This window comes from Kitasatospora sp. NPDC059648 (assembly GCF_042734825.1).
In the GTDB taxonomy this organism is placed as follows: domain Bacteria; phylum Actinomycetota; class Actinomycetes; order Streptomycetales; family Streptomycetaceae; genus Kitasatospora.
On the sequence record NZ_JBHWDU010000005.1, the window covers coordinates 132726 to 152593 of the forward strand.

17 protein-coding genes are annotated in these 19868 nt (G+C 73.4%); 10 read left to right on the forward strand and 7 right to left on the reverse strand.

Annotation, left to right across the window (positions count from 1 at the left end; genetic code table 11):
- Positions 1 to 297: 297 nt before the first annotated feature.
- Positions 298 to 870 (reverse strand): hypothetical protein, encoded by a 573-nt coding sequence (locus ACFV1W_RS05535; RefSeq protein ID WP_380413359.1) that lies wholly within the window; start codon positions 868 to 870, stop codon positions 298 to 300.
- 61 nt (positions 871 to 931) lie between these two features.
- Positions 932 to 1729 (reverse strand): hypothetical protein, encoded by a 798-nt coding sequence (locus tag ACFV1W_RS05540; protein WP_380413361.1) that lies wholly within the window; start codon positions 1727 to 1729, stop codon positions 932 to 934.
- 296 nt (positions 1730 to 2025) lie between these two features.
- Here ACFV1W_RS05540 and ACFV1W_RS05545 point away from each other — a divergent pair, with 296 nt between their 5' ends.
- The 7 genes from ACFV1W_RS05545 to ACFV1W_RS05575 all read left to right on the forward strand — a co-directional run bounded on the left by ACFV1W_RS05545 (position 2026) and on the right by ACFV1W_RS05575 (position 10834).
- Positions 2026 to 3381, forward strand: a complete 1356-nt coding sequence (locus tag ACFV1W_RS05545; protein WP_380413362.1) for a phosphoribosyltransferase family protein — start codon at positions 2026 to 2028, stop codon at positions 3379 to 3381.
- Positions 3382 to 3648: 267 nt separating this feature from the next.
- The gene (hppD, locus tag ACFV1W_RS05550) at positions 3649 to 4863 is read left to right on the forward strand and encodes a 4-hydroxyphenylpyruvate dioxygenase (RefSeq protein ID WP_380413364.1); all 1215 of its coding nucleotides are present in this window, start codon (positions 3649 to 3651) and stop codon (positions 4861 to 4863) included.
- 71 nt (positions 4864 to 4934) lie between these two features.
- Positions 4935 to 6137 (forward strand): homogentisate 1,2-dioxygenase, encoded by a 1203-nt coding sequence (locus tag ACFV1W_RS05555; protein ID WP_380413366.1) that lies wholly within the window; start codon positions 4935 to 4937, stop codon positions 6135 to 6137.
- Positions 6134 to 7036: a hypothetical protein gene (locus tag ACFV1W_RS05560; RefSeq protein WP_380413368.1), complete on the forward strand. Its 903-nt coding sequence runs from the start codon at positions 6134 to 6136 to the stop codon at positions 7034 to 7036. Before ACFV1W_RS05555 ends, ACFV1W_RS05560 begins: the two co-directional genes overlap by 4 nt.
- Positions 7033 to 8253, forward strand: coding sequence for a fumarylacetoacetase (gene fahA, locus ACFV1W_RS05565; protein ID WP_380413370.1), 1221 nt, complete (start codon positions 7033 to 7035; stop codon positions 8251 to 8253). Before ACFV1W_RS05560 ends, fahA begins: the two co-directional genes overlap by 4 nt.
- Positions 8254 to 8560: 307 nt before the next feature.
- Positions 8561 to 9619 (forward strand): enoyl-CoA hydratase/isomerase family protein, encoded by a 1059-nt coding sequence (locus tag ACFV1W_RS05570; protein WP_380413372.1) that lies wholly within the window; start codon positions 8561 to 8563, stop codon positions 9617 to 9619.
- A 429-nt stretch (positions 9620 to 10048) separates the two neighbouring features.
- A complete protein-coding gene (locus ACFV1W_RS05575) occupies positions 10049 to 10834 on the forward strand; it encodes an enoyl-CoA hydratase (protein WP_380413374.1) in 786 nt (261 codons plus the stop codon).
- 65 nt (positions 10835 to 10899) lie between these two features.
- On the opposite strand, the gene ACFV1W_RS05580 is transcribed toward ACFV1W_RS05575, so the two are convergent.
- On the reverse strand, positions 10900 to 12852 hold the full coding sequence (locus ACFV1W_RS05580) for an NAD-binding protein (RefSeq protein ID WP_380413376.1): 1953 nt from the start codon (positions 12850 to 12852) through the stop codon (positions 10900 to 10902).
- 148 nt (positions 12853 to 13000) lie between these two features.
- On the opposite strand from ACFV1W_RS05580, the gene ACFV1W_RS05585 reads away from it, so the two are divergent.
- Positions 13001 to 13600 carry an HdeD family acid-resistance protein gene (locus ACFV1W_RS05585; protein ID WP_380413378.1) on the forward strand — a complete coding sequence of 200 codons (600 nt, stop codon included), beginning with the start codon at positions 13001 to 13003 and terminating at the stop codon, positions 13598 to 13600.
- Positions 13601 to 13653: 53 nt separating this feature from the next.
- Here ACFV1W_RS05585 and ACFV1W_RS05590 read toward each other — a convergent pair whose 3' ends face one another.
- Together ACFV1W_RS05590 and ACFV1W_RS05595 are read right to left on the reverse strand one after the other, a co-directional pair.
- Positions 13654 to 14292 carry a DUF6461 domain-containing protein gene (locus ACFV1W_RS05590; RefSeq protein ID WP_380413380.1) on the reverse strand — a complete coding sequence of 213 codons (639 nt, stop codon included), beginning with the start codon at positions 14290 to 14292 and terminating at the stop codon, positions 13654 to 13656.
- Positions 14293 to 14369: 77 nt separating this feature from the next.
- Entirely contained in the window at positions 14370 to 15815 is a 1446-nt protein-coding gene (locus ACFV1W_RS05595) for a CoA transferase (protein WP_380413381.1), read from the reverse strand.
- A 220-nt stretch (positions 15816 to 16035) separates the two neighbouring features.
- Here ACFV1W_RS05595 and ACFV1W_RS05600 point away from each other — a divergent pair, with 220 nt between their 5' ends.
- Complete coding sequence (locus ACFV1W_RS05600) at positions 16036 to 16728, forward strand: N-acyl homoserine lactonase family protein (RefSeq protein WP_380413383.1); 693 nt, start codon at positions 16036 to 16038, stop codon at positions 16726 to 16728.
- A gap of 114 nt (positions 16729 to 16842) precedes the next feature.
- Here the strand turns inward: ACFV1W_RS05600 and ACFV1W_RS05605 are convergent, their stop codons facing one another.
- A complete protein-coding gene (locus tag ACFV1W_RS05605; protein WP_380413385.1) occupies positions 16843 to 18102 on the reverse strand; it encodes a cytochrome P450 in 1260 nt (419 codons plus the stop codon).
- Between the two features lie 227 nt (positions 18103 to 18329).
- Here ACFV1W_RS05605 and ACFV1W_RS05610 point away from each other — a divergent pair, with 227 nt between their 5' ends.
- Positions 18330 to 19247, forward strand: a complete 918-nt coding sequence (locus ACFV1W_RS05610; RefSeq protein ID WP_380413386.1) for a hypothetical protein — start codon at positions 18330 to 18332, stop codon at positions 19245 to 19247.
- Between the two features lie 315 nt (positions 19248 to 19562).
- Here the strand turns inward: ACFV1W_RS05610 and ACFV1W_RS05615 are convergent, their stop codons facing one another.
- Positions 19563 to 19829 (reverse strand): zf-HC2 domain-containing protein, encoded by a 267-nt coding sequence (locus ACFV1W_RS05615; RefSeq protein ID WP_380413388.1) that lies wholly within the window; start codon positions 19827 to 19829, stop codon positions 19563 to 19565.
- Between the last annotated feature and the right edge of the window lie 39 nt (positions 19830 to 19868).

A 19868-nucleotide genomic window follows, 5' to 3' on the forward strand; every position in this document is an offset into this window, starting at 1 on the left:
CCGAGCACCGGGAGACGAGGCGCCGGTGGCCCGCAGCGCGGCCGACGGAACACCCGCTGCCCGGATCGAGGTACTGCCGTGATCACGGCGACCTCTCCCCCGCGCCGCATATGGGCCGAGCACTGCCGCTCTGGCCGCGCCTCGGTAAGCTGACGGTCCGTCATCGATGTTGTTTCATCGGAGCCGTGTTGCTGTGGGTGACGGCGCAGGTGGCGCAGGAGCCCGCCGAGCCGACGGCCTTCGGACGTTCCAATCCGCTGGCCGCCGGAAGGGCGCCGACCCGGCCGCGCAGTATGGTCACCGGCCCGCCCGGACCGGCCCGCAGGCGGTACCGCTCGCCCGCCCGGAGGTACACCAAGTCACCTGGGAAGAGGGGTACTTCGCCGCCCTCGGCGACCAGGTGGGCCCCGGTGCCGGAGAGCGGCAGCAGAAAGGTGTCGGCCGCGGCCTCGGTGAACGGCCCGCAGGCCTCGCCGGGGGGGGGAGGACGACGGTGTCCACGGTGATCCGCCGTTCGGGCCCGGCCGGGCGTGAACCGGTGCGCTGGGCGGGGAGTTCGGCGGCCGCCAGGACGGGGCGGACGGTGAGCACGGCGGTCGGCGCACCGCACAGGGCGGTGAGCCGGTGCCTGCTGCCGGGCGGGTGGTGCAGCACCTCGCCCGGGGAGAGGATCCGACCGCCCGCGGACAGCCGGCCGGCGAGCACTACGGTGGCCGACTCGACCGACTCACAGGGCAGTTGATCGACCCGGACACCGGGCGGCAGGGTCTCGACGGTCAGCCCGGCACGGACGGACGGCCGCTGTTCGGGGTCGATGACCCGCCGGAAGGCGGGCGCGGTGCGCGGGACCGCGACGGGTACGAGGATCACGGGTGACTCCTGGGGGGTTTCGGCGAGGACGGACGGGTGGTGGCGACGGCGACGACGGCGGTCAGGGCCGGTCGCAGCGTTCGGCGCGGCGCCGGGCGAGGGCTGCCCTGGTGCCGGCGCGGTGGCGGGGCACGGCCAGGGTGAGACAGAGCAGTTCCGCGCCGAGTGGGCCGGCCTCCAGGTGCAGGGTGCGACCCCGGCGGGCCAGCAGGAGGTCACCGTCGGAGGCCAAGTGGTCTGGCTCGTCCGCGCGTTGACCGATGGCGGCCGCGCCGCGCAGTACGTGCAGGACGGTCTCGGCGTCGGGCCGGCCGGGTAGCACGTGGTGGGCGCCGGGGCTCAGCCGCAGCTGGTCGAAGGCTTCACAGGCGCTGGTGATCATGGCACGGCGGGCCAGCGAGCGGATCCGCACCCGCGCGCCGTCGCGCCCGAGAAGAACCATGGCGGATCCGGTGCCGGTGGTCACCACCAACTGGGCGGGTCCGGCTTCTCCGGCCTCCTCGGGGGAGGACTCGACGGCCGGTACGGCCAGGACCGCGTGGAAGTACTCCAACCCGGCCGTCCCGGCGGTCAGGACGGTCCGCGAGCCGAGCGGCAGCACGAGGGCGGTGCCGTCGATCAGCGGCAGGCCGGTGCCGGCCCGCTCGGGGTGGTCCGGCTGCACGACGTCCTCGGGCAGTGCGCCGAGGCCGGAGCCCGCGGTGACGTACAGCGCGTGCTCGGCGCCCTCGGCGGTGGCCTCGACGCTGTGCCCCGGTTCGAGCCATTGCAGGCCGACGGCGCGCAGCGGGCCCGCGAGCAGGCGGCCGGGGTCGACGGCGCCGTGGCGGCGCAGGTCGGTGATGACGGTACCCGGCATGACGGACGCTCCTTCGGTGGTGGGCGGGCTCGGCGGACCGCCTCTGCGGACCACCGTCCGCCGCCCGCCGTCCCGGCCGCACGGGGGTGGCGTCCCGTCCCGCTCCCGGCCGTGCGGCTGCTCCGTCCCGTTCCGGCCCGCGAGTGCCCGGGACGCACCCGGGACCGACCGGGCAGAAGCCCGGGCCTCACCGGGCGCCTCCCGGGGCCCACCCGGGAGGCGCCCGGGACGCCCCCCCGCACCGACCCGCACCGACCCGTCACGACCGGCGTACGGTGGAACTCGGAGGCCGTGTCATGCACGTCACCGGAACCCACTTCACCGACCGCACCGACGCGGGACGCCGGCTGGCCGCCCGCCTCGCCCACCTCGCCGGCCCCGACACCGTGGTGGTCGCCCTGCCCCGCGGCGGGGTGCCGGTGGCCGCCGAGGTGGCGACGGCCCTCGACGTGCCGCTGGACATCTGCGTGATCCGCAAGCTCGGGGTGCCGTACCAGCCCGAGCTGGCCATGGGGGCGATCGGCGAGGACGGCGTCCGGGTGCTGAACGAGCAGGTCCTGCGGCTGGCCGGGGTCAGCGACGAGCAGCTGGCGCAGGTCGAGCGGCGCGAGCGCACCGAGCTGGCGCGCCGGGCCCGCCGCTACCGGGGCGACCGTCCGGCCTCCGACCTGCGCGGACGCACGGTGGTCGTGGTGGACGACGGCATCGCCACCGGTTCCACCGCCAGAGCGGCCTGCCGGATCGTCCGGGCGCGCGGCGCGGCCCGGGTGGTGCTCGCCGTGCCGGTGGCGCCGCGGGACTGGACGGACCGGCTGACCGAGGTCGCCGACGAGCTGGTCTGCGTCGACACGCCGTCCCCGTTCTTCGCGATCGGCGAGTTCTACGCCGACTTCTCGCAGACCGACGACGAGGAGGTGCTGCGGCTGCTGGCCGAGGCCCGGAGCCGGGGCGGGCGCGGGGGCGGACGGCCCGATGATCCGCCGGAGGGCGTCGACCGCGAGCTGGTGCTGTCCGTCGCCGGGGTCCGGCTCGCGGGCCGGCTGACAGTGCCGGCCGGGGCGCGCGGGGTCGTGGTGTTCGCGCACGGCAGCGGCAGCAGCCGGCACAGCCCGCGCAACCGGCACGTCGCCCGGTACCTGAACCGGGTCGGGCTGGGCACCCTGCTGTTCGACCTGCTCACCGAGGCCGAGGAGCCGGACCGTCGCAAGGTGTTCGATGTCGGCCTGCTCGGCTCCCGGCTGACCGCCGTCGCGCGGGAGCTGGAGCGCACCGACGGGGCGCACGGCCTGCCGCTCGGCCTCTTCGGCGCCAGCACCGGCGCGGCAGCCGCGCTGTACACCGCCGCCGAGCTGGGCCCGGCGGTGCGCGCCGTCGTCTCCCGGGGCGGGCGCCCGGACCTCGCCGGCCCCGACGTCCTGGGCCGGGTGGACACCCCGACGCTGCTCGTGGTCGGTGCCCTGGACACCGCAGTGCTCGACCTCAACCGGCAGGCCCGGGCCCGGCTGCGGGGCGGGAGCGAGCTGGCGGTGGTGCCGCACGCGAGCCATCTGTTCGAGGAACCGGGCACCCTCGACCGGGCCGCTGAGCTGGCCGGGGACTGGTTCCTGCGCCACCTCCCGCCCACCGAAGGCCAGCGTGCCGACGGGCGCTAGTCACCGGTTGCGCAGATTTCGTGGGAGCACCGCCCTGAGGCAGCGCACATTGTGCAGCCAGAGCCGGGAAATCCTGATCAGCTTGTACACATTGAGCAGCGAAAGATCGACCTGTTGCCCAACCCTCACAACAGGAGCAAGCTCTGCGCAACCGCACCGCCCACCCGTTCGCCGTGCGGCAGCGATCCACGCGATCGACCGGAAGCCCCAAACCCCCGGAAACCCCCGGAAGCCTCAATGCCGAGGCCCTGAGTGGAGGAACGAGCGATGACCCCGCAGTCCCACGCCCTTGAGCTGACCCCCGAGGAGCGCGAGGCCGGCCTCGACGCCGACCAGCTGCGCCGCCTCGTCGGCCTCGTCGAGCACGACCAGGCCTCCGACCCGTTCCCGGTCACCGCTCAGGACGCCGTCGTGTTCGTGGTCGGCAACGCCACCCAGACGGCCCAGTTCTACCAGGTCGTGTTCGGCATGGAGCTGGTCGCCTACTCCGGCCCGGAGACCGGTCGCCGCGACCGCAAGTCCTACGTGCTGCGCTCCGGCTCCTGCCGCTTCGTGATCAAGGGCGGCGTCCAGCCGGACAGCCCGCTGCTGGACCACCACCGCCGCCACGGCGACGGCGTGGTCGACCTCGCCCTGGAGGTCCCGGACGTCGACAAGTGCATCGAGCACGCCCGCGCCAGCGGCGCCACCGTCCTGGAGGAGCCGAACGACGTCACGGACGAGAACGGCACCGTGCGCCGCGCGGCCATCGCCACCTACGGCGAGACCCGCCACACCCTGATCGACCGCTCCCGCTACAACGGCCCCTACCTGCCGGGCTACGTCGTCGCCAAGAGCAGCGTCACCCACCCGGAGGGCTCGCCCAAGCGCCTGTTCCAGGCCCTGGACCACGCCGTGGGCAACGTCGAGCTGGGCCGGATGGACGAGTGGGTCCAGTTCTACAACCGGGTCATGGGCTTCGTGAACATGGCCGAGTTCGTCGGCGACGACATCGCCACCGAGTACTCCGCCCTGATGTCCAAGGTCGTCGCCAGCGGCAACCACCGGGTGAAGTTCCCGCTCAACGAGCCGGCCATCGCCAAGAAGAAGTCCCAGATCGACGAGTACCTGGAGTTCTACGCCGGCCCCGGCTGCCAGCACATGGCGCTCGCCACCAACGACATCCTCACCACCGTGGACGTGCTGCGCGCCCGCGGCGTGGAGTTCCTCAACACCCCGGACGCCTACTACGACGACCCGGAGCTGCGCGAGCGTATCGGCAAGGTGCGGGTGCCGATTGAGGAGCTGAAGAAGCGCGGCATCCTGGTCGACCGCGACGAGGACGGCTACCTGCTGCAGATCTTCACCAAGCCGATCGGCGACCGTCCGACCGTCTTCTACGAGTTCATCGAGCGGCACGGTTCGCTGGGCTTCGGCAAGGGCAACTTCAAGGCGCTGTTCGAGTCCATCGAGCGCGAACAGGACCGTCGCGGCAACCTGTAGCGTCGGGACACCCTGACGGACGGTCGACCGGCGGACGGTCGGCTCACGGACGGTCGAGGAGGAACACGGAGATGGCGTACTACCGGCAGCTGGGCAACATCCCGCCCAAGCGGCACACCCAGCACCGCACACCCGAAGGCGGGCTGTACTACGAGGAGTTGATGGGCGAGGAGGGTTTCTCCTCCGACTCGTCGCTGCTCTACCACCGGGGCATCCCCTCGGCGGTGGTCGACGCGGCGCCCTGGGAACTGCCCGACCAGTCCACGGTGCCCAACCATCCCCTGCTCCCCCGCCACCTCAAGCTGCACGAGCTGTTCGCGGACCAGGAATGGAAGTCCGCGGACGTCGTCAGCAGCCGCCGCCTGGTCCTCGGCAACGGCGACGTGCGGATCTCGTACGTCGCCGCCGGGGCCCCCAGCGAGCTGTACCGCAACGGGCTCGGCGACGAGTGCGTGTACGTGGAGTCCGGCTCGGGCACGGTCGAGACGGTCTTCGGCTCGATCGAGGTCGGGCAGGGTGACTACGTGATCATCCCGCGCGCCACCACCCACCGCTGGGTGCCCTCCGGGGACGAGCCACTGCGCGCCTACTGCATCGAGGCGAACAGCCACATCACCCCGGTCAAGCGCTACCTGTCCAAGTACGGACAGCTGCTGGAGCACGCGCCGTACTGCGAGCGGGACCTCCGCGGACCGGTCGGCCCGCTCGTCGTCGACACCCCAGGGGACGTCGACGTGCTGGTCAAGCACCGTGGCCCGAACGGAGTTTCGGGCACCCGCTACACCGTGCCGCACCACCCCTTCGACGTGGTCGGCTGGGACGGCTGCCTCTACCCGTACGCCTTCAACATCCGGGACTTCGAGCCGATCACCGGCCGGATCCACCAGCCGCCGCCGGCCCACCAGGTGTTCGAGGGCAACGGCTTCGTGATCTGCAACTTCGTTCCCCGCAAGGTGGATTACCATCCGCTGTCCATCCCGGTGCCGTACTACCACGCCAACGTGGACAGCGACGAGGTCATGTTCTACTGCGGCGGCGACTACGCGGCCCGCAAGGGGTCCGGCATCGGACAGGGCTCGATCTCGCTGCACCCGGGCGGACACACCCACGGGCCGCAGCCGGGCGCGTACGAGCGCAGCATCGGCGTGGACTTCTTCGACGAGCTGGCGGTCATGGTGGACACCTTCCGCCCGCTGGAGCTCGGCGAGGGCGGACGGGCCAGCGAGGATTCCGACTACGCCTGGACGTGGGCGGGCCGGGGGCCCGGGCGATGAGCTCCGGCACTCCCGCGTTCCCGCCTCCGGGGTCGTCGGCGGGTTCGTCCGCGGGCCCCTTCACCGTCCCGGAGCTGTTCCGGGGACTCTTCGACGACGCGGCGGTGTTCCCGCCGGGGAACCTGCCGGTCGTCGAGGCGGTGCCCGCGCACCGCGCCCACCGCACCGCCTGGTACGCCGACGCGGTCGGCCCGTTCCTCTGTGGGGCGGGCCGCTTGGGCGAACTGGCCGCGGCGGTGGAGGGCACCGGGCCGCTCAGGGTCGGGCTCGTGCTGCCGGGGGGCAGCGCCGAGCTCGGGCCGGCGCTCGCCGCCGCCGCGCCCTTCGAACTCGCCGGGGTCGAACTGGCCACCCGGGACGCCGCCGAGGCGGTCGCCGAGCTGGACCGACTGCTGCCCCCGGACGTGCCCGCCGCCGTCGAACTGCCCCGCGAACTCCTGCGCGGCAACGGGCTGGACGAGACGCTGGACATCCTCGTCGACAGCGCCTACCGGGCGAAGCTCCGCACCGGAGGAGTCGTCGCGGAGGCGTTCCCGGACGAGGACGAGCTGGCCTCCTTCCTGACCGGCTGCGCCCGGCGCGGCCTGCCGTACAAGTGCACGGCCGGGCTGCACAATGCCGTCCGGCACACCGATCCGGAGACCGGCTTCGAGCACCACGGCTTCCTCAACGTGCTGCTGGCCGCCCAGGAGACGGACCGCGCCGCGGCCGCCGAGGTGCTGGCCGAGCGCGACGGCGAGGTGCTGGCCAAGGCCGTCCGCGCCCTGAGCGGGCACCAGGTTACGGTGATCCGCAACTCGTTCACCGCGTTCGGCACCTGCAGCATCGCCGAACCCCTGGACGACCTGGCCGCGCTCGGCCTGCTGTCGCCCAGCCCACTCGTCCAGGAGGACCGTTGAGCACCCCCCGCAGCTGGATCACCAGCGCCCAGGACTCACCGTTCGGCGTGCACAACCTGCCGTACGGCGTCTTCACCGCGGCCGACCGGCCCGGGCAGCGACGGATCGGTGTGCGCATCGGGGACTTCGTGCTGGACGCCGGGGCGGCCGCCCGCGCGGCCGGTGCGCCGTCGGTGCTGCTGGACGCCGACTCGCTCAACCCGCTGATGGCGGCCGGGCGTTCGGTCTGGACGCAGGTGCGGTCCGACCTCACCACCTGGCTGACGGACGGGTCCTTCCGCGAGGCCCTGTCACCGGCGCTGCTGCCGGCCGGCGAGGTCGAGCTGCACCTGCCTTTCGAGGTCGCGGACTACGTCGACTTCTACGCCTCCGAGCACCACGCCACCAACCTGGGCCGGATCTTCCGCCCGGGCTCGGAGCCGCTCACCCCCAACTGGAAGCACCTGCCGATCGGTTACCACGGCCGGGCGGGCACGGTCGTGGTGTCCGGCACCCCGGTGGTGCGGCCGCACGGACAGCGCAAGGCGCCCGCCGACGTGGTGCCGAGCTTCGGGCCTTCGCGCCGGCTGGACATCGAGGCCGAGGTCGGCTTCGTCGTCGGCACGCCGTCCGAACTGGGCCGGCCGGTCACGCTGGACGACTTCCGCGAGCACGTGTTCGGCGTCTGCCTGGTCAACGACTGGTCGGCACGCGACATCCAGGCCTGGGAGTACGTGCCGCTCGGCCCCTTCCTGGGCAAGTCCTTCGCGACCTCGGTCTCGCCGTGGATCGTGCCGCTGGACGCCCTGCAGCACGCCCGGGTCACCCCGCCGCAGCGCGACGTCGAGCCGCTGGCGTACCTCGACGACCGCGGCGGGGAGCCGTGGGGCCTGGACCTGGCGATGGAGGTCCGGCTGAACGGGCACCTCGTCTCGTGTCCGCCGTTCGCCGGCATGTACTGGACGGCGCAGCAGCAGCTGACCCACATGACCGCCAACGGCGCCTCGCTGCGCACCGGCGACCTGTTCGCCTCGGGAACGGTCAGCGGGCCGGAGCCGGACACCCGCGGCGCGCTGATCGAGCTGACCTGGAACGGCGAGGAGCCGCTCAAGCTGCCGGACGGGACGACCCGGACCTTCCTGGAGGACGGCGACGAGGTCGTCATCACGGCGACGGCCCCGGGGCCGGACGGCGCGGTGGTCGGGTTCGGCGAGGTCTCGGGACGGGTGCGGGGCTGACGGCTGACGGCTGACGGCTGACAAGTAACAATCGACGGATGACAGCTGACAGATTTCATCATCTGAAATCCGTCAGCTGTCATCTGTTTTCCACCGCGCAGCCAGCCCGCGTGGACGTCGGTGTCCACCACGCCGGGCGCGATCGAGTCGGCCGTGATCCCGCGCGGGGCGAGTTGCTCGGCGAGGCTGGGCGTGAGGGTGTCCAGCGGTGGCGCCGTAGGCGATATCTCGCGATCACAACCACCCGCCCGCCCCGGTACGGTGGACAGCGGAAGGCGAGATCACCGAGGGGACGGGAGCGGTTCCGATGGGCGAAGAGGTGGCGGAGGTCCTGGCGGTCCTGGGCGGAGACGGCGACGGCGGTCTCGGACGGATCGTGCTGAACCGCCCGCGGGCGCTCAACTCGCTCACCCATGGCATGATCACCGCCATCCGCGCGACCCTGGACGACTGGATCGACGACGACCGGGTGCGAGCCGTCGTCCTGGCCGGCTCCGGTGAGCGCGGACTTTGCGCGGGCGCGGACCTGCGCGCGATGCACGACGAGGTCAGGGCGGGCGGGGCCGGCACCCGCGCCTTCTTCCGCGACGAGTACCGGCTCAACGCCCTGATCGCCCGCTACCCGAAGCCCTTCGTCGCGCTGATGGACGGCATCACCATGGGCGGCGGCGTCGGGCTGTCCGCCCACAGTGCGCTGCGGGTCGTCACCGAGCGCTCCACGATCGCCATGCCCGAGACCCGGATCGGCCTCGTTCCCGACGTCGGCGGCAGTCGCCTGCTCGCCCGCGCCCCGGGCGAGTTGGGCACCCACCTCGGCCTCACCTCCGCCTCGATGGGCCCCGGTGACGCCCTGCTGTGCGGTTTCGCGGACCACTTCGTTCCGTCCGCGCGCATCCCCGAACTGCTCGACGCCCTCGCCCGCAGCACCGACCCGGCCGCGACCGTCGCCGCCCACGCCGAGCCCGCGCCGACCGCCGGGCTCGCCGGACAGCGTGACTGGATCGACGCCTGCTACGCGGCCGACACCGTCGAGGAGATCGTCGAGCGGCTGCTCAACTCCGGTGTGCCGGAGGCGAAGGAGTCCGCCGAGCTGGTGCTCGGGAACTCCCCCACCGCCGTCAAGGTCACCCTGGCGGCACTGCGCCGGGCGCGGGCGCTGGTCTCGCTGGAGGCCGTGCTCGACCAGGAGTACCGGATCTCCTGCACCGCACTGGACGGCCACGACCTGGTCGAGGGCATCCGCGCCCAGGTGATCGACAAGGACCGCAACCCGCAGTGGTCGCCGCGTACGCTGGGCGGCGTGACGGAGGCCGACGTCGCGCGCTACTTCGCACCGCGCGAGGGCGACGAGCTGGGCCTGACCTGACCGGGCGCGGCCGACCACCTGCCACTGATCGGGGCCTTCCGACGCCAGGCCCCGAGGTCGGACGCCTGTTGGCCGATCATGTCCTGGGGTGCGCCGACCGCTCCGCCTGAGCGTCGGCTTCACAGGTTCACGACGGTGCCCGTGCTTGCTTCCGTACGCACGAGGGCAACCAACGCGGCGGCTCCGGCGACCAGCTCTGTACGTCCGCCCACGCCGCACCCGGCGTCCACGCCCGCACCCTCCTGGGCCCTGTGGCCGCTGTGCCGGCGACCGGCCGCCAGCCGGCTGCCGGCAGCCGGCTGGTGACCGGCGTCTCGCATACCAAGACTGGCGCGAGGCGGGGCGCGTCGTAGATCGTTGGGTGGTCAGTGCGCGCCCGCGCGGCGCCGAGCAGTGGAATGGCCGAGCAGCGGATTGGAAGTAACGGCGATGACCGAGACCGAGAGCTACGAGACGATCCTGGTCGAGCGCAAGGGCCGGGTCGGGCTGATCACGCTCAACCGGCCCAAGGCGCTCAACGCGCTGAACACCCAGCTGATGAACGAGGTCGTGGCGGCCGCCACCGCCTTCGACCGGGACCCGGAGATCGGCTGTCTGGTGATCACCGGTTCGGAGAAGGCCTTCGCGGCCGGAGCCGACATCAAGGAGATGCAGGACAACCGGTTCCCGGACGTATACCTGGACGACTGGCTGGGCCCCTGGGACCGCATCGGCGCGCTGCGCAAGCCGGTCGTCGCGGCGGTGGCCGGGTTCGCGCTGGGCGGCGGCTGCGAGCTGGCGATGATGTGCGACATCCTGCTGGCCGCGGACACCGCCAAGTTCGGGCAGCCGGAGATCAAGCTCGGTGTGCTCCCGGGCATCGGCGGCTCGCAGCGGCTGACCCGCGCGATCGGCAAGGCGAAGGCCATGGACCTGTGCCTGACCGGCCGGATGATGGACGCCGAGGAGGCCGAGCGGGCGGGCCTGGTCGCCCGGATCGTCCCTGCCGACCAGCTGCTGGCCGAGGCGCTGGCCACCGCCGAGACCGTCGCCGCGATGTCCACCCCGTCGGCGATCATGCTCAAGGAGAGCGTCAACCGTTCCTTCGAGACCACGCTGGCCGAGGGCGTCCGCTTCGAGCGCCGGCTGTTCCACTCGGTGTTCGCCACCGTGGACCAGAAGGAGGGCATGGCGGCCTTCGCCGAGAAGCGGGCCGCGAAGTTCGAGAACCGCTGACGGGCGCCGGATGACAGCTGACACCTGACAGCTGACGGATTTCAGATGTTGAAACCTGTCAGCTGTCAACTGTTACCTGTCGGCTGTTGCCTGTCAGCTGTCACCCGCTCCCCGTCACCCTCCTCCACCAGCACCGTGTTCAGCCGAGCCAGCCCGCTCCGGGTGGCGGCGACCACGATGCGGTCGCCCGGGGCCAGCCGCCGGGTGCGGTCCGCGAAGCCCCATTGGAGGTGGCTGCTGCGGGCGAAGCGGGCGGCGATCACCCGGACGCCGCCCGGGTCCTCCAGGTCGTGCCTGTTCAGACCGATGAGTCCGCTGCCGTCCTCCACCGTCAGCTCGGCGATCAACAGCACGTGCCGGAACACCGAGAGCGTGCCGCGCACCTCGCTGCCCATCAGGGCGGCGGCGAAGGCGGGCGCGGCCAGGTAGGAGACCGAGCGGGAGGCCGCGTTGTCCAGCGTTCTGTAGAAGTGGCCGGCGAAGTCGTCGTCGAACAGTCGGACGACCACCCGGACGTCGGGGTTGCCGTGGCGGGCCTCCAGCGCCGCCTCCAGGTTGGTGGCGTCGTCCCCGCTGAGCGCGATCACCGCCCGGCTGTGCTTCAGGCGGGCCCGGCGGAGCTGTTCCTCGAACGGCCCGTCGCCCAGCACGACCGGAATGCCGAGCGCCCGGACGGCGGCGATGCCGCGGGCCTGCGGGTCGCGCTCCAGGCAGACGACCGGCACGCCCATCCCGTGCAGCTGGGTGGCGACCCGGGTACCGACGTTGCCCAGTCCGACCACGATCACGTGGTCCCGGGTGCCGGCACTCGGGTTGCGCGGCAGCCCGCGCCGCCCGGAGCCGAGCACCTCGACCGCGATGGCGGTGGCGACCGGCGCGAAGGTGATCCCGCAGATGGTGATCACCACCTGGGCGACCCGTTGCCAGACCCCGCCCGTGCCGGTCCCGGCGGCGATGTCGGCCTGCTGGTCGGGCTGGGCGGCGCCGGCCAGGTCGAGCAGGGAGACGTAGACGGTCCAGCCGAAGTCACGGTTGAGGTACCAGAGCACGGCGAAGGCCATCAGCACCGCGGCGAGCGCGGTGAGCAGCACCACCCGCAGCCGGGCGCTGGCGAGGAAACGCATGGTGTCGAGCACCCGCCAGCGCAGCCGCCGTACCCAGCTGATCGGTTCCCGGGGCTTCATCCGCAGTGCCTGCAGCGCCGCGGTCCCGCCCGACGCCTCCTCGGCGTCGGGCTCGGCCTCGGGCTCGGCCCCGGACTCGAACTCGGAGCCGGCCGCGACTTCGACCTCGCCTTCGGCCTCGGGGTAGGCAGCGGGCGCGGGCTCCGACGCCGGTGAGCGGCGCAGCCCGCCCGGCCGGACGGGCCCGTCGTCGCCGAACTCCCGGGCGAGCCTGACGAACTGGGCCGAGTCGCCCTCCTGTTCCGGCAGCAGACGGATCTTGCTCAGGTCCTGCCGGTCGATGTGGTCGGCGACCACGCAGATCTGGTCCGGGGTGATGGCGTCGTCGAACGCGATGTGCAGGTAGCGGCCGTCGATCTCGACCGAGTTGGGCCGGCCCAGCGCGGCGGCGGCGAAAGCCGGGGCGGCGGTCGCGGAGCCGGAGAGCGCGGCGCCGTTCCTGAGCAATCGCTCGATGTTCTCACCGAGACGCTGGTTGAACATCCGGAACACGGTCCGGATGTCCGGATTGTGGCACTGGGCGCTGAGTGCTGCGTGGATGTTGTCCTGGTCGCTGCCCTCGACCAGGGCGAGGCCGCGGGCGGTGTCGATGGACACCGCCCGCAGCGCCTCCTCGGTGAGGTTCGGGTACTCGACCACGGCCGCGACACCCGTGATCTGCTCGATCTGCGGCGCGTGGTCGCGGGTGCGGTCGGCGACCAGGACGACGACCGGGACGTCGTAGTGCTCGACGAGCTCCAGGACCAGCCGGTGGGCCAGTGCGTTGCCCCCGCAGACGATGTAGTGCTGGCTGATCGGCTCGACCGGAGGGGTCCCCCACCCTTCAGAAGTCATACCGCCGGACGGTATCGCCGGCAGATGGCCGGAGGATGTCGTTCCGGCGGCCTGAAAAACTCGAACGGACGTACCCACCGTGCGGGCCGGCGGCGGTGCGAAGAGGCTGGGGTTCGTTCTCCGCCCCCGACCCGAGGAGTACTTCGTCGTGGCCCCTCCGATCATCACCCCCGAAGGCTCCCCGACCCAGGGCCCGCTCGGCCTGCTCGCCAAGGCCGCCTGGCAGGTCCTGCTGGCCGCAGGCGTGGCCTCGCTCGCCCTGGGCATCGTCGTCTTCGTGTGGCCACGCGAGACGCTGGTGGTGGTGGGCGTGCTGTTCGGCGTCTACCTGCTGGTCATCGGCGTCGTCCAGCTGGTCGCCGCGTTCGGCACCCACACCACCACCGCGCTGCGGGTGCTGGCGTTCATCAGCGGCGCGATCAGCTTGCTGCTCGGGCTGCTCTGCTTCCGCGGCGCGGTGCAGTCACTGCTGCTGCTCGCCCTCTGGATCGGGATCGGCTGGCTGTTCCGCGGCATCACCCAGCTCGCCGCCGTGATCTCCGATCCGCTGATGCCCGCCCGCGGCTGGCAGGCCTTCGCCGGCGTGGCCAACACCCTGGCCGGAGTGCTGCTGATGGTCTGGCCGGTCGGCTCGATCGCCGCGCTCACCGTGCTGGCCGGGTGCTGGCTGGTGATCCTCGGCCTGGTGGAGATCGTGACCGCCATCCAGGTGCGCGGCCGGGCCAAGCAGATCCCGGCCGGGGTCTGACGCGGCGCCACCACCCCCTGGGCCATCACTGTCCGAGCGCCCTCGCCCCCCTGCTACGGCCGGGGGGCGTAGCCGAGCCGGAAGGTGGCGGCCTCCAGCCGTTCCGGTCCGAGACGCACGTCCGTCAGCCGCTCGGCGAGCGCGAAGGCCGCCTCGGTGTGCAGCGCCCGGCGTTCGCCGTCCAGCTGGAAGCCGCAGGCCGTCAGCAGCTCGGCGACACCGGGGGCCTCGGCGTCCGTGCCGTGCCGCTGGTCGGCGAAGAGCGGCTCGAACTGCAGCCGGCAGGAGCCGTGCTCCCACCAGTTGAAGTGGTCCACCGCATTGGCGTTCCGGAAGTGCGAGACCAACCGGGTGCCGTCGACGAGCCGGGGGATGACGTCGTGCAGGCTGCCGAGGTAGCCGTACGGCTCGACAGCGAGCGCCCAGCCGTCGAGCTCGGTGACGGCGACGAGCAGCCGGTCCTCGTCCAGGTCGAACAGTGCCTCGGCCTCCTCGTCCTCCCCGTCGTCGAAGGTCTCCCAGGCCGCGATCACCGCGTCCAGGCCGGTCACCTCCCGGCCGGGCAGGGCGTCGAAGCGGCGCAGCAGTTCGTCGCCGCCGATCCCCTCGACGTGGGTGAGGCAGTAGGCCTCACCCAGGACGGGATAGCGCTGTTCGAACCAGGTGTAGTCGGTGGCGTGTGCGGCGGTCATGCCCAGGATGCTGCCAGACCCCTCTGACGCCACCCGCCGCACCCCCGCCGCGCCACGCCACGCCGCCCCGAGGCCGCTCAGAGCCAGACCGGCGTGTCCGTCCCCCAACGCCCTGGCGAGCGCGCCCAGTCGACGGGTGCGCCGTCGTAACCGATCGGCGGCCGGGCGTACCGCAGCCGTCCGTACGCCGAGTCGGTCTCGATGAGCCAGTGCGCCGCTTCGTACGGTTCGGTGTCCGGGCCCGGGGCGGCCGTCGGCTCGGGCGGGATGCCGTGCAGCAGCCAGGAGGCCGTGCCGGCCAGGGAGAAGCGCAGGTGGCGGCCGCCGGGGCGGTGGGTGCGCTGCTCGGTGAGAGCGCGCAGGACGGCGGCGGCGAGGAGGTAGCCGGTGCCGTGGTCGAGGGCCTGGGCGGGCAGCGCGCCGGGTCGGCCGTCGGGGGCCGCCTCGTGGGCGGCGATGCCGACGCCGGCCTGGACCAGGCTGTCGAAGCCGCGGCGCCCGGCCCGCGGGCCGCTCCAGCCCCAGGCGCAGAGCTGGGCGAGGATCAGGTCGGGGCGGCGGGCGAACAGCGCCTCGGGGGCGAGGCCGTGGGTGTCGAGCGAACCGGGACGGTAGGCGCTGACGACCACGTCGGCGGTGTCGAGCAGGCCCTCGAAGGTGGCCCGGTCGGCCGGGTCGGCGAGGTCCAGCCTGGTGGAGCGCTTGCCGAAGCCGGTGTCGGTGTGGGCGTCGTCGGCCTCGGGCAGCCGGGGCGAGTCGATCCGCAGCACGTCGGCGCCGAGCAGGGCGAGGGTGCGGGTGGCGACCGGTCCGGAGATCACCCTGCTGAGGTCGAGGACCCGGATCCCGGCAGCGGGCCGGTCCACCGGGGCCGCGGGGAGTGGCCGGACGGGCGCGGTGCCGACTTCCCGGCACTCCACCAAGGGGTGCACGGCATTGCTCACCGACGCGACTGCCACGGCGAGCGCCCCTGCCTCGTAGGCGCGCTCCTGGACCTGCTCGGCCGGCAGCTTGCCGAGTGCCTGGGCGAGCTGCTCGGGCCCGGCGTCGGGAGCGAGGCCGAGGACGGCGAGCAGCCGGTCGCGGTGGTGCGGGTAGTTGGCGTGGGTGCGGACCCAGCCGTCGGCGGTGCGCCAGAAGCCGGAGAGCGGCGCGAAGCTGACGGGCTTGCGGCCGTCGACCTCCAGGTGCCGCTCGCTGACGAAGGAGGTGGCGACCGCGCCCTCGTCCACCCGGACCGCGGGGACCGGCCCGCCGCTGCGGTGCGCGGCGAGTTCGGCGGCGGCCAGCGAGCAGGCGGCCACGGTGGCCCGGGCCAGTCGCCGCACCTGGAGGCCGGAGGGCAGGCCGTCCTGCGGGCCGTGGAAACTCACCCGGTCCAGCAGTTCGGCCGGTCCGCCGAGAGCCGCCCAGACGTCGGCGGTGGGGCGGTCGGCGGTGGGGCGGTCGGCGGGGCCGGGGATGGGCCCGGGTGCCGACTCGGGCCGGTGCGCGGCCGCGGGGGTTGTCTGACGTTCGGTCACGGCTGGCATTGTGCTCCGCATCCGGTCCGCCCGCCGTGACGCAGACCACCGCCCGACCCGTTCCCGCACGTCGACCGCACATCGCCTGCGCCGCGCCCGAACGGCGCCCGAACGGCGGCAGTTCCGCAGCACCGGCGGCCGGCTTCCGACCGACGGGTAGGGTGCGAAGACGCGGCCTTCGCGGCCGACGCACGGGGGCTGAGTGACAAGGGGGGGACACATGCACACGATCCGCCGTCTGGACCTGGGCTACATCGTCCGGCCGGCCTCCGAGGTGGGCGGCCCCGAGCCGCGGGTGGAGCCGGTGCTCGCGTACCTCGTCCGCGGCCCGCACGGGCTGTTGCTGTTCGATACCGGGATCGGCGCGGGCTCGCCGGAGACCGAGGCGCACTACCGCCCCGTCCGCCGCCCGCTGCCGCAGGCGCTCGCAGCGGCCGGCGTCTCGGTCTCGGACATCGACCTGGTGGTCAACTGCCACCTGCACTTCGACCACTGCGGCGGCAATCCGCTGTTCGCCGGGACTCCCGTCCTCGTCCAGTCGAGCGAGCTGGCCACCGCCCGGCGCGGTGACTACACCATCGACGGCTTGGTCGACTTCCCCGGCGCGGTTCACCACGAACTCGACGGCGAGGCCGAGATCTGGCCCGGCGTCCGGGTGCTGCCCACCCCCGGACACACCGACGGCCACCAGTCACTGCTGGTCGAGCGGCTGGGCGACTGCACCGTACTGCTAGCCGGGCAGGCGTACGACTTCGCCACCGAGTACGGGCAGGCGCTGCTTGCCCGGCAGGCCACCCGCGAGGGGGTGGCCGCGCCGCTGCCCGGCTACCGGGCCTGGCTGGACCGGGTGGCGGAACACGCGCCGCGCCGGGTGTTCTTCGCCCACGACCACGCGGTCTGGGAGCCTGCCTGACGGGCCGCCGCCGAGCCGTGGGGCGGCCGGGGCCGAGGAAGCTCGGAGGACTCGGCGGGCCCAGCCGGCTCGGAGGAGTCAGCGGGCCCAGCCGGCTCGGAGGGCTCGGAGGGCTCAGAAGGTGAAGCGCAGCGCGCCGACCCGGTGGTCGAAACTGGACGGGACGAGCACCGGCTCGCCGAGCGACCGCGCCTCGGGCAGCCGGGTGAACAGTTCGCGGAACAGCGCCGTCATCTCCTGCCGGGCCAGGTACGCGCCGAGGCAGTAGTGCGGCCCGCCGCCGCCGTAGCCGAGGTGGGGGTTGGGGGTGCGGGCGATGTCGAAGGCCTCGGGGTCCGGGAACACCGTCTCGTCCCGGTTCGCCGAGCCGTAGTACAGCGCGACCTTCTCCCCCGCCCGCAGCAGCGGACCGCCCGGGCCGCCGAGTTCGTGGTCTACGGCGACGGTCCGACGGAACTGGACGATCGGGGTGGCGTGGCGGACGATCTCGTCCACCGCCCCGTCGAGTCGTCCGTCCAGGTCGGCGAGCAGCAGCGCGCGCTGCTCGGGGTGGACGGTCAACAGGTGGAGACCGTGGGCGAGCGCGTTGCGGGTGGTCTCGACCCCGGCGACCAGCAGCAGGCTGAAGAAGGCGCCCAGCTCCCGGCCGGTCAGCCGGCGGCCGTCCACGTCCGCGGTGACCAGCGCGGAGATCAGGTCCTCGGCGGGCCGACGGCGGCGCTCGCGGCCGATCGTGGCCACGATGCCCTGCATCCGGGCGAGTGCCGCCAGGCCGCGCCCGGGAATCCGGATCCGGCCGCTCCGTGCCCGGGCCACCCCGGTGCCCTCGGAGGTGCGGTTGACCAGGTCGAGGATGGTGCGGCGGGGCCCTTCGGGGATGCCCATCATGGAGCAGATGACCTGGAACGGGAGCTCGGCGGCCACCGTGCCGACGAAGTCCTCGGGCCGGCCGCGTTCGACCTCGTCCACCAGGGCGGCGGCGATCCGGCGGACGTCCTCCTCGATCCGGCCGAGCAGTCGCGGGGTGAAGGCCCGGGAGACGATCCGGCGCAGCTGGGAGTGGCGGGGGTCGTCCAGGTTGACCATCGAGTCGCCGAACAGCAGCCGGACCCAGCGGGGCGGTTCCGGGGTAGTCGCGCCGGGACCGGACCGGAAGACGGCGGGGCTACGACTCGCCTCGACCACGTCGGCGTGCCGAACCAAGGCGTGGAAGCCCCGGCCGGTGGCACGGTCGCCGAAGTAGGCCGGGGCGGGACGGCGGCGCAGCTCCGCGAAGGCCGCGGCGCGGGCGGGGGCCGGCAATCGCCAGAAGCGGGGGTCGGAGAGGTCCGGGGTACCCGCCGCCGGGGTGGGGGCCTCCGTCGGAGTGTTCATGGCCGCGCCTCCTGCTTCCGATCCGATTCGTTTCGACACGTACGTTCCGTGCTGGAGTGTGCACATGTAGTGACCGGGAGGTGCGCGTGTCAAGTCGGTTCGACGACCGGGTGAAACGGTGCTAAAAGCGACTTATCGGTCAACCCGACGGGCCGGGCATGGTCTCACGGGCCGGATCCGGCCATGACCGGAGGGTGCGGTACGGCCGGGACCCGGCGGGTGCGACGATGAGTGCCATCGTGATGACCGACCGGATCCGCCTGCTGCGCGCCGCGGTCTTCGCCGCGCTGTGCGTGGCGATGGCCGCCACCGCGCACGTCGCGATGGCCGGGGCCGGGGTCTCGCCGCCGGTACTGCTCGGCGCCTTCGGAGCCGTCCTCGGACTGACCTGGCTACTGGCCGGGAAGCGGCGCGGAATCGGTGTGATCAGCATCTGGATGGTCGCGGCGCAGAGCGCGCTACACCTGCTGTTCCAACAGGCCGGGACGGTCGGCCACGGGGGCGCCGGTCTCGGCCGGCTCGCCGGCACGGACTGGGCGGCCCTGCTGCTCTGCAACCCGGACCGGACCGGCGGCGGGCTCCCTCCCGTCGAGCTGGCCCGGATGGCAGGCATCGACCCGGACGTCCCGCCGCCCAGCGGCAGCCTGCGGCCGATGGCGGGGATGCACCACGGCGCGGTGGGGTCGGTCGACGGGCCGGCCGTGAACATGGGCATGCCGGGGATGAGCGGGGCGGCCGGGACGACCGGGATGCCGGCCATGTCCTCGGGGATGACCCACCAGATGTCCGTCGGGATGTCCGGTCAGACGTCCGGCGGGATGTCCGGTCAGTTGTCCGGCGGGATGTCGCACGGCATGTCGACCGGGATGGCCCTCGCCCACGTCGTGGCGGCGCTCGTCTGCGCGCTGCTGCTCTGGCGCGGTGAGGCCGCGCTGGTCCGGGTCTTCGAGCTGCTCGCCGCGCTCGGGACGGTGGTCGCGGGGGCGCTGCTGCTCCCGCTGCTGACGCTGTTCGCCCGCCCGCTCGGGTACCGGCCGCCCGCCGCGCCCCGGCGCGCCGACCGACCGGCTCGGCCGCTCCGGTCGGTGCTGCTCACCCATGCCGTCGTCCGGCGTGGGCCGCCGGCGTTCGCGCTCGCCTGCTGACGCGCCCGCCGCGCTCCTCCCCCACCGGCCGGACTCCGGCCATCCCGGGACGTTCGCGTCGGGCAGGTCGCCCTGCCGCGCCGCCGCGCCCGGCGCCGTCTCCTCCGGTGCCGTCGCGCCTCGCGCTGCCGTGCCGTCAGGGCTCGGGCCCGTGCCCGCGTCCGCCGCCCTCCTCAGCGGGAGGTGCGGTGTGCCGCGTGGCCGGCCCACGGACGCCTGCGGTGCCGCTGTGCGCGGTGCCGCCCCCAGCCTTCCCCTCGGGACCTTCCCATGCCTCACTTCGACGGCGCACCGGTTCGCACCGGCGCCACCGTCCTACCGCTCCACGGTCTGCGACCCCTCCGGCGCGTGACCGACCGGGGCGTCGACGCCCAGCCGAGCCGGCAGCCCGGCCGCCCACGCCTCCGACGGCCCGTCGGCGGCGGCCGCCGACACCTGGTCGCGCAGCCGCTCGGCCTCTTCCAGCCAGTCCCGGCAGCCGGTGCAGCGCGCCAGGTGCTTGTCCAGCCGGGTGCCGGGCAGGCCGCCCGGTTCGCCGTCGAGCCGTGCGGACAGAGCGGTACGAAACTGCGCGCATCTCATATGACCATCGTCCCGCACGGCTGCCGGGCCGGGAGCGAA

Excerpts from the sequence above, each read along its gene's own strand:
- ACFV1W_RS05540 (WP_380413361.1), bottom strand. The coding sequence starts at position 1,729 with ATGCCGGGTACCGTCATCACCGACCTGCGCCGCCACGGCGCCGTCGAC.
- ACFV1W_RS05545 (WP_380413362.1), top strand. The coding sequence starts at position 2,026 with ATGCACGTCACCGGAACCCACTTCACCGACCGCACCGACGCGGGACGC.
- hppD (WP_380413364.1), top strand. The coding sequence starts at position 3,649 with ATGACCCCGCAGTCCCACGCCCTTGAGCTGACCCCCGAGGAGCGCGAG.
- ACFV1W_RS05555 (WP_380413366.1), top strand. The coding sequence starts at position 4,935 with ATGGCGTACTACCGGCAGCTGGGCAACATCCCGCCCAAGCGGCACACC.
- ACFV1W_RS05560 (WP_380413368.1), top strand. The coding sequence starts at position 6,134 with ATGAGCTCCGGCACTCCCGCGTTCCCGCCTCCGGGGTCGTCGGCGGGT.
- ACFV1W_RS05570 (WP_380413372.1), top strand. The coding sequence starts at position 8,561 with ATGGGCGAAGAGGTGGCGGAGGTCCTGGCGGTCCTGGGCGGAGACGGC.
- ACFV1W_RS05575 (WP_380413374.1), top strand. The coding sequence starts at position 10,049 with ATGACCGAGACCGAGAGCTACGAGACGATCCTGGTCGAGCGCAAGGGC.
- ACFV1W_RS05580 (WP_380413376.1), bottom strand. The coding sequence starts at position 12,852 with ATGACTTCTGAAGGGTGGGGGACCCCTCCGGTCGAGCCGATCAGCCAG.
- ACFV1W_RS05590 (WP_380413380.1), bottom strand. The coding sequence starts at position 14,292 with ATGACCGCCGCACACGCCACCGACTACACCTGGTTCGAACAGCGCTAT.
- ACFV1W_RS05600 (WP_380413383.1), top strand. The coding sequence starts at position 16,036 with ATGCACACGATCCGCCGTCTGGACCTGGGCTACATCGTCCGGCCGGCC.
- ACFV1W_RS05605 (WP_380413385.1), bottom strand. The coding sequence starts at position 18,102 with ATGAACACTCCGACGGAGGCCCCCACCCCGGCGGCGGGTACCCCGGAC.
- ACFV1W_RS05610 (WP_380413386.1), top strand. The coding sequence starts at position 18,330 with ATGAGTGCCATCGTGATGACCGACCGGATCCGCCTGCTGCGCGCCGCG.
- ACFV1W_RS05615 (WP_380413388.1), bottom strand. The coding sequence starts at position 19,829 with ATGAGATGCGCGCAGTTTCGTACCGCTCTGTCCGCACGGCTCGACGGC.